The sequence below is a fragment of the Bacteroides sp. 1001136B_160425_E2 genome (genome assembly GCF_015559655.1).
Taxonomy (GTDB): domain Bacteria; phylum Bacteroidota; class Bacteroidia; order Bacteroidales; family Bacteroidaceae; genus Bacteroides; species Bacteroides luhongzhouii.
The window spans coordinates 88,304-104,169 of record NZ_JADMQH010000012.1 but is presented as its reverse complement, the minus strand read 5'-3'; the positions used below and the strand labels follow the sequence as shown (position 1 = coordinate 104,169).

General features: G+C 41.2%; 9 protein-coding genes and 1 tRNA gene. 3 read left to right on the top strand and 7 right to left on the bottom strand.

All coding sequences use genetic code 11. From position 1 onward, the window contains the following. Positions 1 to 13: 13 nt before the first annotated feature. Entirely contained in the window at positions 14 to 1,660 is a 1,647-nt protein-coding gene (locus I2I04_RS13565) for a RagB/SusD family nutrient uptake outer membrane protein (RefSeq protein ID WP_195470913.1), read from the bottom strand. A 19-nt stretch (positions 1,661 to 1,679) separates the two neighbouring features. After that, on the bottom strand, positions 1,680 to 4,853 hold the full coding sequence (locus I2I04_RS13560; protein WP_143259429.1) for a SusC/RagA family TonB-linked outer membrane protein: 3,174 nt from the start codon (positions 4,851 to 4,853) through the stop codon (positions 1,680 to 1,682). Positions 4,854 to 5,241: 388 nt separating this feature from the next. On the opposite strand from I2I04_RS13560, the gene I2I04_RS13555 reads away from it, so the two are divergent. After that, positions 5,242 to 9,390 (top strand): two-component regulator propeller domain-containing protein, encoded by a 4,149-nt coding sequence (locus I2I04_RS13555; protein WP_195655245.1) that lies wholly within the window; start codon positions 5,242 to 5,244, stop codon positions 9,388 to 9,390. A gap of 3 nt (positions 9,391 to 9,393) precedes the next feature. Here the strand turns inward: I2I04_RS13555 and pulA are convergent, their stop codons facing one another. The 3 genes from pulA to I2I04_RS13540 are packed head-to-tail and all read right to left on the bottom strand — an operon-like array spanning position 9,394 to position 12,324. Then, positions 9,394 to 11,400, bottom strand: a complete 2,007-nt coding sequence (gene pulA / locus I2I04_RS13550; RefSeq protein WP_143259427.1) for a type I pullulanase — start codon at positions 11,398 to 11,400, stop codon at positions 9,394 to 9,396. A 58-nt stretch (positions 11,401 to 11,458) separates the two neighbouring features. Continuing rightward, positions 11,459 to 12,025, bottom strand: coding sequence for a crossover junction endodeoxyribonuclease RuvC (ruvC, locus tag I2I04_RS13545; RefSeq protein WP_143259426.1), 567 nt, complete (start codon positions 12,023 to 12,025; stop codon positions 11,459 to 11,461). After that, positions 12,022 to 12,324 (bottom strand): DUF4286 family protein, encoded by a 303-nt coding sequence (locus I2I04_RS13540; protein WP_143259425.1) that lies wholly within the window; start codon positions 12,322 to 12,324, stop codon positions 12,022 to 12,024. Before I2I04_RS13540 ends, ruvC begins: the two co-directional genes overlap by 4 nt. 117 nt (positions 12,325 to 12,441) lie before the next feature. Between I2I04_RS13540 and I2I04_RS13535 the strand changes: the two genes are divergently transcribed. After that, positions 12,442 to 12,515, top strand: a tRNA-Ala gene (locus I2I04_RS13535). Between the two features lie 294 nt (positions 12,516 to 12,809). Here I2I04_RS13535 and I2I04_RS13530 read toward each other — a convergent pair. Beyond that, a complete protein-coding gene (locus I2I04_RS13530; protein ID WP_004312688.1) occupies positions 12,810 to 13,022 on the bottom strand; it encodes a hypothetical protein in 213 nt (70 codons plus the stop codon). A gap of 667 nt (positions 13,023 to 13,689) precedes the next feature. Further along, complete coding sequence (locus I2I04_RS13525) at positions 13,690 to 14,706, bottom strand: energy transducer TonB (RefSeq protein WP_143259410.1); 1,017 nt, start codon at positions 14,704 to 14,706, stop codon at positions 13,690 to 13,692. 120 nt (positions 14,707 to 14,826) lie between these two features. Between I2I04_RS13525 and pheS the strand changes: the two genes are divergently transcribed. Then, entirely contained in the window at positions 14,827 to 15,846 is a 1,020-nt protein-coding gene (pheS, locus tag I2I04_RS13520) for a phenylalanine--tRNA ligase subunit alpha (protein WP_195655244.1), read from the top strand. Positions 15,847 to 15,866 lie beyond the last annotated feature (20 nt).

Sequence of the window (15,866 nt, the reverse complement as noted above, 5' to 3'; positions counted from 1 at the left end):
CGTATTCTCGTTTTTAGTTAAACAAATCGGTTATTCTGTCTTCCTTAAATACGTAAGGAACAGGATCTGCTTTCAGCAAAGGATTTTGTACCGTCTCCGATTCCGGATATGGAAGGAGGAATATACTGGAATCAACATCTCCAATAGCACGCTTGGTCTCATCCGAATCTTCATCCCTCTTCAACGTTTGTGTCTCCGAGTCCCAGATAACAGGAATAGCAGTACCTCTATCCTGTCCTGTGATATAATTTAGTACTTCCTGCTGTTTATAGTAAGCTCTACGCACCAAATCGTACCAATATTGTCCTTCCAGACAGAGTTCCAGTCTACGTTCACGACGAATATCTTCATAAGAAATAGAACTTTTAGGTTCCAGCCCGGCACGTTTACGTACCTTATTAAAATACTCCATTGCATCAACATCATCCGTTGAAGGGTTATTTCCTAATACAGCCTCTGCATAAATCAGATATACTTCTGCCAGGCGCAACATATAAGTATTGATAGGAGTACTACCGGAAGTGATCTTCGCATTATCTTTACTGGAACCACAAACGTATTTCTTACAATAGATTCCGGAAACAGTACCCGATGCTTTCTTCTCACAGGTATATCCTCCGGTTGCCTTTTGTATTTCAGGATAGTAGTCGCCATAAGCCATCCAAGTCGGCTGACGTCGTTTATCCCCTTTTTCATACTCCCAAATCACGTCTGGTTGTGCAAAAACATAACCACCCCATGCACGGTCATTACCAGTGATAGCCGATTCGCAAGCGAAATAATCCTGTATCGTGTTACATTCTCCATACGTTCCGTTACTAACCCATTGCAAGGCAAACAATGTTTCTGAATTGTTATTATTGTCAATCATAAACAGATCGGCATAATCAGTCATCAATTCAAAATTTCTATTTTCTATCACCTTTAAAGCTGCTTTCTTTGCCAAATCCAAATAATTCTGGTTACGGGTCGCACTATTAGGGTTACTACTGTAGCCAGCATACGTCAGATAAACACGTGATAATATTCCAAATGCACTGTATTTATTTACACGTCCGGCAGCGGAAGAAACTTCCGGCAAATATTTAGCGGCAAACTCTAAATCACGTATTGCAAACTCATAAACATCACTAACCGGACTGGTATTCACAATCGGATTGGCTACCAGTTCATCCGTGTTCTCATTAATAATAACATTCCCCCATAACATCGCCAAATAGGAATAAGCAACTCCACGCATAAATCGTGCTTCAGCTATATATGGATTCTTCACTTCTTCACTATTGGATGAATTCCCTTTAATTCCATTAATAATCTTATTGGTTTGCTGCACAACATTATATAATGCCCCCCAAGCTGAAACCAATGGTCCCGTCAATCCGGTTTCTGTCAAGTCGGCAAAAGGATAGACATAATTAGAGGTAGTTGCACAAAGATTGAATCCGCGTCCGTCACCCAGTCCATAATAGAACTTATCGTTAAAGTCGAACCACACTTTATTATACAAAGGTGCCGTTGCTGCCCGGAAGTCATCTTCCGTTTGATAAAAGTTGTCTCCTGCAATATTGGAGTTATCTTCAGAATCGAGGAAGTCACTGCATCCTGTGAACGCTAAAGCCACAGCCAACATGAAAGAGTATATGTATTTACTTGTTTTCATATTTAGTCACTTTAAATGATTAAAAAGTTAAATTCAGACCGAATGTATAAATTCGCGGAGAAGGATAACGATAGTTATCGAAGCCTGTCAGCAATGCATCCTGATTAGCAGAACCGATTTCCGGATCCATACCTTTATATTTCGTGAAGGTATATACATTTTGCAGATTGCAATAAAGTTTCAGATTCTGAATACCAATCGGTGCCAGCCATTTACGTGGAAATGTATATCCGAAAGAAATAGACTGAATACGCAGGAAAGAACCATCCTCTACAAATCTGTCGCTAAAACGGTAATTAGAATCATCCGTGCCTTTAGCAATAGCCATACGGCAAGCATAAGGGTCGCCTCCCACAATCTGTATATTCCGGTAATCATCCGGACCATTCGGGTCAATCAAAGCCAACTGTGCATAGTCTAAAGCCGATTTCAGAATATTATTGTTACCACGTGGATTTTCCAGTTCACGACGTCCCCAGTTTACGACTTCATTACCTACTGATCCTGTCAGGTTAATGCTCAAATCAAAACCTTTATAAGAGAAAGTATTTCCAAAGCCAAAAGTAAAGTCCGGTTCAGGATTACCTATATAAGTACGGTCTTGTTCATTGATAACTCCGTCTTTATTTACATCTTCAAAGATATAATCACCAATCCATACACTATTTTTAGAGATAGACATACCTTCGGGCAACGCTACCGGCTTGACAGCTCCAGAAGCATCTTTATAATAAAAATCTGTTGCCTTTTCAAAGCGCCCAATCACTTTATAACCATAAAACTGCCCGATAGGGTTTCCTACTGATGTACGAGTCAGTACTGTTATCGTTTCACCAGTCTGATTACTTTTATCTATCAAACTGGTCGCTGTATCCAGTGATTTCACTTTATTACGATTCATTGAGAATACTACATTACTCCTCCATTGGAATCCGCCTTTGTCGATATTCACAGTATTTAAAGTCAATTCAATTCCTTTATTTTCCAAAGAGCCTACATTCTTCCAAGGCGCGGAAGTGGATCCCTGACCGGAAGTTCCGACATAAGCAGGCAGAGGCACTTGTAACAACAAGTCATTAGTCTTCTTGTAATAAATATCAGCGATCAATTCTATTCTGTTCTGGAAAAGATTAATATCAAGTCCGAGATTACTTGAATAAGTTGACTCCCACTTCAATTCAGGATTAGGAGTATTACCAGCCAGTAATCCAGTTCCCCAAACAGTAGCTACGGATGAATAAATAGCTTTGTAAGCATTATTGGGCACATTCTGATTACCTACAACACCCCATCCTAAACGGAGTTTTAGATTATTAATAATATTGTTGTCCTTCAAAAAAGATTCATTGGAGACTTTCCATGCCAACGCTGCTGACGGAAACCATCCCCAACGATTATCTTTGTAAAATTTGGAAGAACCATCACGACGAAGAGTAAAGGTAAGCAGATATTTGTCATCATACGAATAGAACAAACGACCGAAGTAAGACAAAATTGAACTTTCTCCGCTATTACCGTTATTCTTAGCCGTTGCAGCATCACCTAATGTCAAGTCAGTTGCTGCATTAGATAAATATCCCATACGACTTCCCATCAGATATTCCCATTTACTTTCCTGCATTTCCTGACCAATCATCGCATTCACATTGTGTACGCCAAAAGTCTTCATATAATTTACAATATTTCTCCAACTCCAGAATTTATTATATGACTTGGAGAAAGTACCCTGACGATCTGTATTTTCAATCGCGCCAAAAGTATATGAAGGATCAAATTTATACGTATTAGTCACACCATAATCAAAAGACAATTCTGTTTTAAATGTCAGTCCGTCAATGATAGTAGCTTCAGCGTAGGTATTTGCACGGATACCCATTTTCTCATTACGGTTATCCTTTATCATGGCAAGCCCTACCGGATTGGTCTGTACCCACTCGTCTGTATCCGGTCCGTCGAATGTGCCTTCTGCATTACGAACAGCAACACTCGGACTCTGTAACAAAGCAGTTCTAATCAACGACTCATCAGACACTGTCAACTTCTGACGAGAATTACTAAATGCGAAATTAATACCCATTTTCAGATACGTTTTCACTTGTGCATCAAAACTCCCCCGTAAGTTCAGACGTCTGAAACCCGAACCGATGGCAATACCGTCCTGATTGAGATAACCTGCTCCTAAAGCATAGTTACTTTTATCGGTTCCTCCGGTAACAGAAAGGTTATGACTGGTCATCATGGCTTTAGAAAACATTTCATCCTGCCAATCTGTACCATCACCCAATAAATCCGGACGAATAAAATTATTATCTTTGTTTACAATTCCCCAATCGTTTCCTGAATAGTCTTTGCCAGAACGAACATTCTTATGTTCTGCATATTCACGCAGATTCAGCATATCCAGTTTTTTGGGCATTTCCTGCCAACCTATATACCCGTCATATGTTATTTGCGCCTCGCCTTTTTGCCCACGCTTGGTAGTAATCATAATTACACCGTTTGCAGCTCGCGCACCATAGATAGCAGTAGCAGAAGCATCCTTTAAAACGTCCATAGAAACAATATCGGAAGGGTTAATAGATGCCAGGGCATTATCACTTCCCGAGCCTGTAGAGCCATCAATGATAACGCCATCAATGACAAAGATAGGCTCATTGGAGGCATTCAACGAATTGATACCACGAATACGTATAGAAGAACTACCTCCGGGCATACCACTATTGGCTTGTACCTGCACACCGGCAGCACGTCCTTGTAGTACCTGGTCAATGGAAGTCACTACAGACTTTTTAATGGCTTCATCATTGACCGATACTACGGAACCAGTCAGGTCACTACGTTTCATCTGACCGTATCCAACTACAACTACTTCATCTAATGCTTTTGCATCCTCTTTTAAAATAACATCAAACTGTTTTTTCCCAGCTACAGGAATTGTTTGTGTCTGATAACCAATAAAAGAAATCTTCAGGCTACCTTTAGCTGATATATTCAACTTAAAGTTACCATCCAAATCGGTAACTATACCATTGGTAGTACCAGCTTCTACTACACTAGCTCCGATAATCGGTTCGCCCGATGCATCTTTGACCACTCCCGTCACGGCAACAGTCTGTGCCAATCCCCATATAGGGAAGAGGCAGAAAAGAATAATAAGACCTAACGGTCGGAAATAATGATTTGTGCTTTCCATAAAATCATTTTTTAAATTAATAATGATAGTGGTTAATCCAAGTTTTAGGTTTCTCTCTCTTATATAATAAGGAATAGAAAAAAGATTCATGTTTTCATACGCAGTTATTATTTTAAGGTGTCCAACAATTCTTTTTTTTGACTAATGCAAATTTATGGATAATATATCAAGCAAAGGTGGAGATTTTGTTTCAAGCAATTGACAGGCGGTTACATGCATTTGCATGTACGTTACAGGCTATTGCACACTCGTTACATACCCTTTCCAGAAGCTCTTTAGAAGGGGGTATGCGTAACATCAGTAAAAGGAAAAGTAACAAAGCTAATACTCTTTTTAATTTAATATATTATCTTTGTCTATGCAAAAAGCGGAAATAACCCTTGCTTATATGAATATGAAGGCACAAATCTTACTCCTTTTTTCTATATACTGCTTCCTGATAGGAGGTACTCCTGTAATGAAAGCACAAACCGGCAGATTCTATTCAACCGACAAAGAACTTTCCAACAGTTTAATTAATGCTGTGTATCAGGACAGGAAAGGTTTTATTTGGATAGCTACTGAAAACGGACTCAATAAATTCGATGGAACACGTTTCTCTATTTATCGACATAATGCCATAGATAGCACTAGCCTGAAAAACAACTATGTACGAACATTATTCGAAGATAGCCGCGGTAATTTTTGGATCGGTTGCATTAATGGGCTACAACGATATGACCGTGCCACTGATAGTTTTCATGAATTATTTATCCCTCGAAAAGATGGACGAAAGAACCCACATATAACTTCCATTATTGAACGGCGGAACGGAGATCTTTGGATAGCGACTTCCGGACAAGGGGCCATATCACTGAAGAAAGACAGTCACCCCACTTCTTTCCATATCGAAACCGAACTGACAGAACGAATGGGGAGTAACTACCTCAACGTAATATTTGAAGATTCCCGGCAGAATTTATGGATTGCTACTGAAGAAAAAGGACTTTACCGTTACTCACCGGAAAGTAAAGAGCTTAAAAGTTACAAAGCTCCTCATAATATAATAGGTGATGATGTTTCTGCCATTTGTGAAGACACTCACGGGCAAATCTTTGTAGGAACTCTAACCAAAGGGCTTTTCAAATTATCGGCCCGTCAGGAAGGAGATTTCGAACCGGTTCCCTATCAAAACCGTATGAACCTGAATATCCGGACTCTTATCCTTGACACCCGGGGAAAACTATTTATAGGAACGGATGGTGAAGGAGTAAAAGAATACCAGCCTCAACAAAATACTATTGTGGACAGCGAAATTAATGCCGGTCCCTTTGATTTTTCCAAATCCAAAGTTCATTCATTAATCGAAGATAAAGATCATAACTTATGGTTGGGTATCTTCCAGAAGGGTTTGATACTGGTGCCCGGCATTTCAAACAAGTTCGATTACTATGGCTATAAATCGATACATAACAATACCATCGGCTCCAGTTGTGTCATGGCCATTCATACAGATGAACAAGCGACAATCTGGATAGGCACAGATAATGACGGGTTGTATGCTATAAACGAGCAGGGAAAACAATTGCGTCACTACACCCATCAGGCAGGTAACATCCATTCAGTCCCCGGAACAATTCTATGTCTTTATGAAGACTCTAACCGGGAACTTTGGCTCGGATCTTACTTCGATGGCTTAGCCCGGATGAATAAGCAAACCGGAGTATGTCAGGATGCCACCTCACTTTTACAAGGTAATCTTAGCGCAGGCAAACCGAAGGTTTCCTGCATCATTGAAGATAAAGATAAGAATCTGTGGGTAGGGACCTATGGTTCCGGATTGTACAAAATAAATCTGCCAACGCAACATGTCACCTATTACGAGTCTACCCGCAATGAAAACAACGACTGGAGTATCAATCGTCTTCCAAACGATTGGATTAGTTGTTTGCTCGAAGACAAAGAAGGAATGATATGGATAGGTACTTACAAGGGACTGGCAGTACTCAATCCTCAAACGGAGAATTTTATCAATTATAAAAAGCAAAACAATCTCCTCCCTGGATATGTAGTTTACAGTTTATTAGAAAGTACCAACGGAGATATTTGGGCCGGAACATCGGAAGGGCTGGTCTGCCTGAATAAAGACAAATTAGTACCTGTGCTTTTCACTACTGCCGACGGTCTCCCCAGTGATATTATTTGTGGTTTGGCCGAAGATGAGGAAAAGAACATCTGGATCAGTACCCACCAAGGTATCTCTAAACTGAACCCTCAAGAAAAGAAGTTTATTAACTACTATGCTGGTGACGGTTTACAAGGTAATGAGTTTACCCGCACCGCTGTATTTAAAGATAAACGCGGCAAAATATTCTTTGGAGGTACCAATGGAGTGACTGCCTTCCATCCCCAAGATATCACTGAAATTAAAAAAGAAATGAATGTATTGATTACCGGCTTCTACATTGGTAACCGCCCAGTGAAGAAAGGTGATAAATCCGGTAATAATATTATCACAGATGCTGCAGTTATGGATACAGAACAATTTACATTGGCATATAATGAAAATACATTCAGCATTGATTTCTCCGTATTAGAATTCAGCAATCCGGAACGGATCAGTTATCAATATAAAATAAAGGAATTAGGAGACGAATGGATCAGTACACAACCGGGAACAAACCGGGTGACCTATAGTAGCCTGAAACCAGGGAAATACACCTTTTCCGTACAGGCACGTGACCATAATAATTTTTCCAATATCCGCACAGTTACTATCGTCATCACCCCACCTTGGTATCAAACCTGGTGGGCTAAAGTGTTCTGGGGATGTCTTGGAGTATTATTGATCTATGCCCTCACTATGTACATCCTGTCACGCATCCGCCACCGGCAAGAAGTGATGCGACAAAAACACATGGAACAGATCAATGAAGCCAAATTACAATTCTTCATTAATATCTCACACGAGATACGTACTCCGATGACTCTCATCATCAGTCCATTAGAAAAGCTACTGGCCGAACATTCCGATAAACAATCGGTTTATCTCATGATTTACCGGAATGCCCAACGTATTCTACGCCTTATCAACCAATTGATGGATATACGAAAGTTGGATAAAGGGCAGATGCATCTTAAATTCCGGGAAACAGATATCGTAGGATTTATCAATGATTTGATGCAGACCTTCAACTATCAAGCTCAAAAAAAGAATATCACATTTACTTTCGAGAAAAAACTGAAAGATACCCGTTCTCTAAAAGTCTGGATTGATTTAAACAACTTTGACAAAGTATTAATGAATGTTCTTTCCAACGCTTTCAAATATACACGTGAAGGAGGGAATATCGAGGTATTATTAAAAACAGGTCATAATGATACTTACCGGGGTGCTTTAAAAGATTACTTCGAAATTGACATTACCGATAACGGAATTGGTATCGATAAAGACAAGATAGAACAAATATTCGAGCGTTTCTATCAGATTAACAACGATATGACGCAGTCGAATTTCGGTACAGGAATCGGATTACATCTTTCGCGGTCATTAGTAGAGCTACACCATGGTATCATTAAGGCAGAAAACCGGGAGGACGGACAAGGAACCCGTTTCATCATCCGTCTGCCACTAGGTAGTAATCACCTGAAAGCAGATGAACTGGAGAATCCGGAAGAAACCGGAAGCGAACTGACCATCTCTCAACTTCCCAAAGACTCTTTATATGAAACAGAAGAAGAGGAAACAAAAGCTAACGAATATAGAAAACCAAAAGCCAAAACGCGCTATCGTGTCTTAATAGTGGAAGATGATGACGAAATACGTCGCTACATACGCAGCGAACTGGATACTGATTTCCGCATCAGTGAGTGTACGAATGGTAAGGAAGGATTGGAAAACATCTTAAAGGAGAAGCCGGATTTGGTAATCAGTGATGTCATGATGCCGGAAATGGACGGAATTACCCTTTGCCGAAAAATGAAACAAAACATCAACGTAAACCATATACCTATTATATTATTAACCGCCAAATCAAAAGCCGAAGACCAGATTGAAGGATTGGAAATCGGAGCAGATGCGTATGTCATAAAACCTTTCAATACCGAACTTCTACGCACGACTATCAGCAACCTGATAGCTAACAGGGAAAGATTACGTAGCAAACTCGTCGGTGAAAAACAAGTAGAAGAGAAAATTGTAAAAATAGAAATGAAATCCAACGATGAAATACTGATAAATAAAGTGATGAAAACCATCAACGATCATCTTGCTGATCCTGCCCTTAATGTAGAGATGTTAGCATCCAATGTTGGTATGAGTCGCGTACATATGCACCGTAAATTAAAAGAATTGACAAATCAGTCTGCACGTGACTTTATTCGTTCCATCAGACTGAAACAGGCAGCCAATCTGCTGCGTGAAAAAAACTTGAGTATCTCGGAAGTCGCATATGCCACAGGTTTTTCCAACCTCTCTCATTTCTCCAATACATTCCGGGACTTTTACGGAATCTCACCTACAGAATATAAAGAACAACCGGACGTTCCGCAAGAGTGAAATTTACTTGTACATAATCAACGCAGACTGACCAGGAATAATCACCTCCGGTCCGGTTTGCGTACCCAATCCACGCACATCTATCACTCCGTCTTTGCATACTACCGTATATTTGCCAACAGGAACTTCCAGTCGTGCAGGAGTCGTACGGGAATTAAAGGCTACGATAATATCTTCCCAGCTATCTCCATTCGCACGTTCTTTGAGTCGGAACGCAATCAGGTTTTGTCCTTCAACCGGAAGGAACTCCAGATGTTTCCGGACCATTTCTGCATTTCCCATACGGAAAGCCGGATGAGATTTACGAAGCTCAATGAGCCGTTTATAGTATGTAAAAACATCTCCGTTCGTCGTTTTGCGTCTCCAATCAATGGCATTGATGGCATCCGGACTTTTATAACTGTTGTCTATCCCTTGTTTATCACGCATCACTTCTTCACCTGCATAGATAAAAGGAATTCCCTGTGAAGTAAAGACTATCGTTTGTGCCAATTTATCAAGTCGAACCAACTGTTCAGGAGTAGCTCCCGGCATACTTGCCTTCAATCGATCCACCAGACACAAACCATCATGGCAGGAAACATAACTAATCATCTGGGTAGGCTGTTCCGCCCACGGTTTCTGACTATAATTTACGGAATCACAGCGTACTTGCGGGTGCTTGATAGCTCCAACAATTCCGAATTTTACACTCATTTCTCCCCCCGGAACCCCGGCAAGAAAAGCCCCTTCCTCCTTTTTCCATACAGGGCCGCAAAGCCCGTCACGCAATTCATCCGAGAAAACAGCAATTCCGGGCATATGGGAAATATTTCCTTTCATCGCCAATGAATCTGCCGGATATTGAGGAGCTTCGGCCGCCCAACCTTCTCCATAGATACAAATAGTAGGATCGACTTTATTGACTGCTTTTCGAATCTCGTTCATTGTTTCAATATCATGCACTCCCATCAAGTCAAAACGGAAGCCGTCAATATGATATTCTTTTATCCAATATAGAACGGACTCTATCATGAACTTACGCATCATAGGTCGTTCACTAGCCGTTTCATTGCCACATCCTGAACCATTTGCCAATGTGCCGTCTTCTTTCTGACGGTAAAAATAGCCGGGAACGGTACGCTCAAAGTTACTTTCAAGCGTATTGAAAGTGTGATTGTAAACCACATCCATTATTACCCTAATTCCGGCTCTATGCAGTGCTTGTACCATCTGCTTGAACTCTTTCACACGAGTGGCAGGCTGATAAGGATCAGTTGAATAAGAACCATCCGGCACATTGTAATTCGCTGGATCATATCCCCAATTATAGTGGTTTTCATCTAATTTTGTTTCGTCGATAGAGGCATAATCAGAGGAAGGAAGAAGATGCACGTGTGTCACTCCGAGTTCTATCAGATGATCGATACCTGTTGGTTGATTGCCAGAATTCACCGTCCCATGTTCAGTCAGTGCAAGGTATTTGCCTTTATTCTTTATTCCCGAAGTAGAATCGACAGAGAAGTCACGATGATGCATCTCATAGATAATCATATCAGCAGGAGATTTCAGAGAAGGACGTCGGTCACTCTCCCACCCCTCCGGATTGGTAGTCTTCCAGTCGATGATAGCAGCACGCTTCCCGTTCACTCCTACAGCGTGAGCATTGATTCCCGGAGTATCCCCTTGCCATTTATCGTTGATTTTTACATTGAAAGCATAAAATTTGCCGAGCAGGTCTTTATCTACTGTAGTCACCCAGGTTCCATCCTCTCCGGGTTCCATCTTCACCGTTTCGTAGGCATGCCCACCCTCACCCGCATCATAAAGCATAAGGCGCACTTCTTCTGCTGTTGGTGACCAAAGGAAGAATTTGGTTGCCGACGGCGTATATTCCATTTCTGTAAGGCTTCCCGTACGAATCGGATATAATTCAAAAGAAGTATACTCCTTTTTCGCAGGAGAACAACTCATCACTGTTGTCACTGTAGTCACACCTAATATTGCTAAATAATTATTTCCCATCTTCATCTCAGACCTCCCCTGTGATACTTCACCTTATATCTATAACCCCTTATAATCAAATGTTTTATTTCACTTTATCCGGATTCTTCGCAATAAAATCCTTCCAACTACTATACCCTTTCTCCATTGTCGGTCGCCCCATTTGCAGGAAATGACAATAGGCTGCTGCCAAGCCATCCGTTGCATCCAGAAAGGTAGGCATATCTTCTTTTGAAAACCGGAGCATCCGCTGCAACATATCCGCAACTTGTTCCTTTGATGCCTGCCCATTTCCGGTGATAGCCATTTTTATCTTCAAAGGGGCATACTCGGTGATTGGAATGTCGCGGCTCAAAGCTACTGCCATTGCTACCCCTTGTGCACGGCCTAACTTCAACATCGATTGCACATTTTTACCGAAGAAAGGTGCTTCAATAGCCAACTCATCCGGTAGATAACTTTCAATAATACTCAACACCCGTTCATGGATATGACGAAGTTTCAGATAGTGATTGGCAAATTTACGCAAGTCGATAATCCCCATCGCAATCATTTCGGGTTTGGTTCCTCTCACCCTTAAAACCCCATATCCCATGATTGTCGTACCGGGGTCAATCCCCAGGATTATCTTTTCTTTTACCGGTTGAATCACTCTATCACCTCCATCAAGGTCGGAAATCCGACCACTTTATCTTTAAATATTTTTGCCAGTTCGTCATTCAGTCGCACCCCCTGTTCCAAATGCCAGCGATGCAATAATCCACTGCTTTCTACCTCCCATTGCAAAGAATACGCACTTCCTTCTTCCCGATGACTCAATATCCGGCAAATGCGGGGTGCCTTCAACGCACCGTGTTTCTGTACTTCAGGGATGTAACTCTCTTTTATCCAAATCAGAAAATTGTCGTGAACGTCATCGTCCACTTGAAAAGTTGTATTATAAATCAGCATATCTTAAATTTCAAACTAATTATTTACCGCAAACATAGCAATTATTTCAGAATATTGCATTATATTTGCGCCAACAAAAAGGATTCGTTTACAAACGTTATCATATAAGACAAAAAAGGGGCGTTAGCTCATCTGGCTAGAGCGTAACACTGGCAGTGTTAAGGTGATCGGTTCGAGTCCGATACGCTCCACTAAGCAGGGAAATCAAGAAATTGGTTTCCCTTTTTTAGTTAAACTAAAGCCCGACTTCGCTTAGTCGAGCGATTTTTGGGGCAAATCATTTAATAAGATTAATTTATAATGCAGCCGCAATTTTTCTAATATTATCAAGTCTCTCCTTTAGCTCATCGCTATTTCCAGCCATATCCAAATTGTAATTCATATTAGAAGTAAAACCGCCCATCATGCGATGGGGGGATCTGCTCTAGTTTCAATATTTCAACATTAAAATCATTACTCCGGCAAACTAAAATAAAAAAGGACCTTTATTCAAGGTCCTTTTTTATCACTTCGTCCATTTCTTTTATACGTTTCTCGCGGTCTTTAATAGGACCGTCTTTCTTGTCATTCTTGAATACGTCATCGGCACGGTCGGCAACCTCGCCGCTCCATTCTTCAAACTGGTCTTTAGCCGGACGGCCATTCGGTTCGATATTTTCTTCGGCTATCGAATCATGCCTGTTAATCATATCATCCATAAGTTCTCGTTTTAAAAGTTTATGGCTATAAGACAATACAAACGAAGAAAAGTTTTCTGTTTTAATGATTTTTGAAGAAATCAGTCATGTTATTATACTATCAAAAGTACTCCAACATAATCCGGCTATTACAGAGTAAAGGTTGTTTCATCGGCGAGAAACTACAGTTCCATCAGTGTGAAACTATAGTTTCATCAGTAAGAAACTAATAGTTCCAAGCAAGAGAAACTAAAGTTTCAAACCTGTGAAACTAAAGTTTCAAGGCATAGAACAAACAGTTTCAAGCCTTGAAACTATCAGTTACAAGGCAGATCCCGCCCCGTAAGTACAAGGATAATAATAGAATAGCTTATCTACCTATGGTTAATACGATTAATTTTAAGCAATGAGATTTCATTTGTGATTTTTACTTGATTCGGGTATGCATCTCTATCATATCTTTGTAGTGCGTTTATCTCTCCTTGGCTTTGCTGTGACAGCATTATTGCCGTCACAGTGCTGTCACCATGTTGCTGTCACGCCATTATTTTATCATTATCAATCAGTTAAGTCACAATCGGTGACAGATGACAGCAAATTTATTTTTTTTATTTATTAGGGAGATCCTAAGTTCAAGTTATAAATGCAATATCTCTTTTTATTAATTGGACTTTGAATGCAAGGTTGCTTATTTATTCCGATAGAGTTGCGGACGGAAAGGAACATAAAGAGTGTAATTACTATCCGCCGGCTTTCCTCCCGCCAATGCAGGTGACCACTTCGGCATTCCTTTGACAATGCGGAGGGCCTCCTCTGCAAATTCTGGATGAGTGGAACGCAGAATATGAGGGCGAAGGATAACCCCTTCTTTATCAATGGTAAACTCACACAAAGCATATCCCGAAACATTCTTCTCTAAAAGTCCTGCCGGATAAACCATTTCACTGGCAATATATTCTTCCGGACTCATCGCAGAGAAATGAGCTGGTTCTTCCACCTGCTTTCCGGAAAGCGTCTTTGCACGGGGACCTACCGGATAAATTCCAACATACATCGGTTGTTTATAAGCATCCGGCTCTTCCTTACTACGCTGTTGCAATACTTTCAATAAAGAAGCAGCCTCTTCCGCCAATGTCTGTTCCGAAATATTCTCCCCCCGGGATAACATATACGCCGACTGACAAACCAATACAAGACGTTCCATCAACGTTCCTTTTTCCGGCGACCATTTACGTCCCATCCGCTCTTTGCCTTTTGCGTCCGTAGAAGAAAAGTAATAGACAATTCCATCCAAACCAGCCGTAGAACCATCCAAATCCTGCACCTGTTCTGTCACCAAACGGAAGATGGCCCCTAAAGACTGATACAGGGAAGCACTGATGACAACCGATTTTGTATCCACCGTCACCGTCCCCTTCTCCGCCTGCCAGTAGGTACGGGATAGTGTGTTCGAAATCAGCGTATAACGCCCGTTCTTCCTTTCTACTGACATTGCATACTCCGGCGAAAAGGAAGGGATAGCTGCAAAACGCGCATAAGGCTGTTTCTGAAAGCCAGCATTAAGTAAAGAAAACACACTACGGTAATATTCGCCTAACTCGCCTGTATAAGAAGAAAAAGGTTTCACCGGCTCCAAATAGTCAATCTGGGCCGCCAGGCGAAAAGAAAAGGTTAAAAGCAGAAGACAGAAAACAATCTTTTTCATAAGTTGCCGGATTTTCGGTACATATCGGCAACAAAGATACAAATTATTTCGATGGTTCGTGATAAAATTATATCTTTGCACGGTTTTTACTAAGAAACTGAATAACAATACATCGAAAATATGATAGCTAAGATTGAACAACTTCTGAAAGAGGTGGAAGCCTTACACGCCTCCAATGCCGAAGAACTCGAAGCTCTCCGCATCAAATACCTAAGTAAGAAGGGAGCCATTAACGACTTAATGGCAGATTTCCGTAATGTAGCTGCCGATCAGAAAAAAGAAGTCGGCATGAGACTGAATGAACTGAAGACAAAAGCGCAGGACAAAATCAACGCGCTGAAAGAATTGTTTGAAAGTCAGGACAATGATTGTGACGGATTGGATTTGACGCGTTCGGCTTATCCCGTGGAACTCGGTACACGCCACCCGCTCACCATTGTAAAGAACGAAATCATCGATATCTTTGCCCGCCTGGGATTCAGCATTGCCGAAGGTCCGGAAATTGAAGATGACTGGCATGTATTCTCGGCACTCAACTTTGCCGAAGATCATCCGGCACGTGATATGCAGGACACTTTCTTTATCGAAGCTCACCCGGACGTTGTATTGCGCACGCATACTTCTTCCGTACAGACCCGTGTGATGGAAACTTCACAACCTCCTATCCGCATCATCTGTCCGGGACGTGTGTATCGTAACGAAGCAATCAGCTATCGCGCACACTGTTTCTTCCATCAGGTAGAAGCACTGTATGTAGACAAAAACGTATCGTTCACCGACTTGAAACAAGTTCTGTTGCTTTTCGCTAAAGAAATGTTCGGTACTGATACAAAGATTCGTCTGCGTCCGTCTTATTTCCCGTTCACTGAACCAAGTGCTGAAATGGACATCAGCTGTAATATCTGCGGCGGCAAAGGTTGTCCGTTCTGTAAACACACCGGCTGGGTAGAAATCCTCGGTTGCGGTATGGTAGACCCGAATGTGCTTGAATCTAACGGTATAGACAGCAAAGTATACAGCGGTTATGCTCTCGGTATGGGTATCGAGCGTATCACAAACCTGAAATATCAGGTGAAAGACCTCCGTATGTTCTCTGAAAACGATACTCGCTTCCTGAAAGAATTCGAAGCGGCATATTAATAATGTGCTAAATTTACCAG

Coding starts and splice junctions, on each gene's coding strand:
- I2I04_RS13525 (WP_143259410.1), bottom strand. CDS start 14,706: ATGAAAAAGATTGTTTTCTGTCTTCTGCTTTTAACCTTTTCTTTTCGC.
- pheS (WP_195655244.1), top strand. CDS start 14,827: ATGATAGCTAAGATTGAACAACTTCTGAAAGAGGTGGAAGCCTTACAC.
- I2I04_RS13565 (WP_195470913.1), bottom strand. CDS start 1,660: ATGAAAACAAGTAAATACATATACTCTTTCATGTTGGCTGTGGCTTTA.
- I2I04_RS13530 (WP_004312688.1), bottom strand. CDS start 13,022: ATGGATGATATGATTAACAGGCATGATTCGATAGCCGAAGAAAATATC.
- I2I04_RS13560 (WP_143259429.1), bottom strand. CDS start 4,853: ATGGAAAGCACAAATCATTATTTCCGACCGTTAGGTCTTATTATTCTT.
- I2I04_RS13555 (WP_195655245.1), top strand. CDS start 5,242: ATGAATATGAAGGCACAAATCTTACTCCTTTTTTCTATATACTGCTTC.
- I2I04_RS13540 (WP_143259425.1), bottom strand. CDS start 12,324: ATGCTGATTTATAATACAACTTTTCAAGTGGACGATGACGTTCACGAC.
- pulA (WP_143259427.1), bottom strand. CDS start 11,400: ATGAAGATGGGAAATAATTATTTAGCAATATTAGGTGTGACTACAGTG.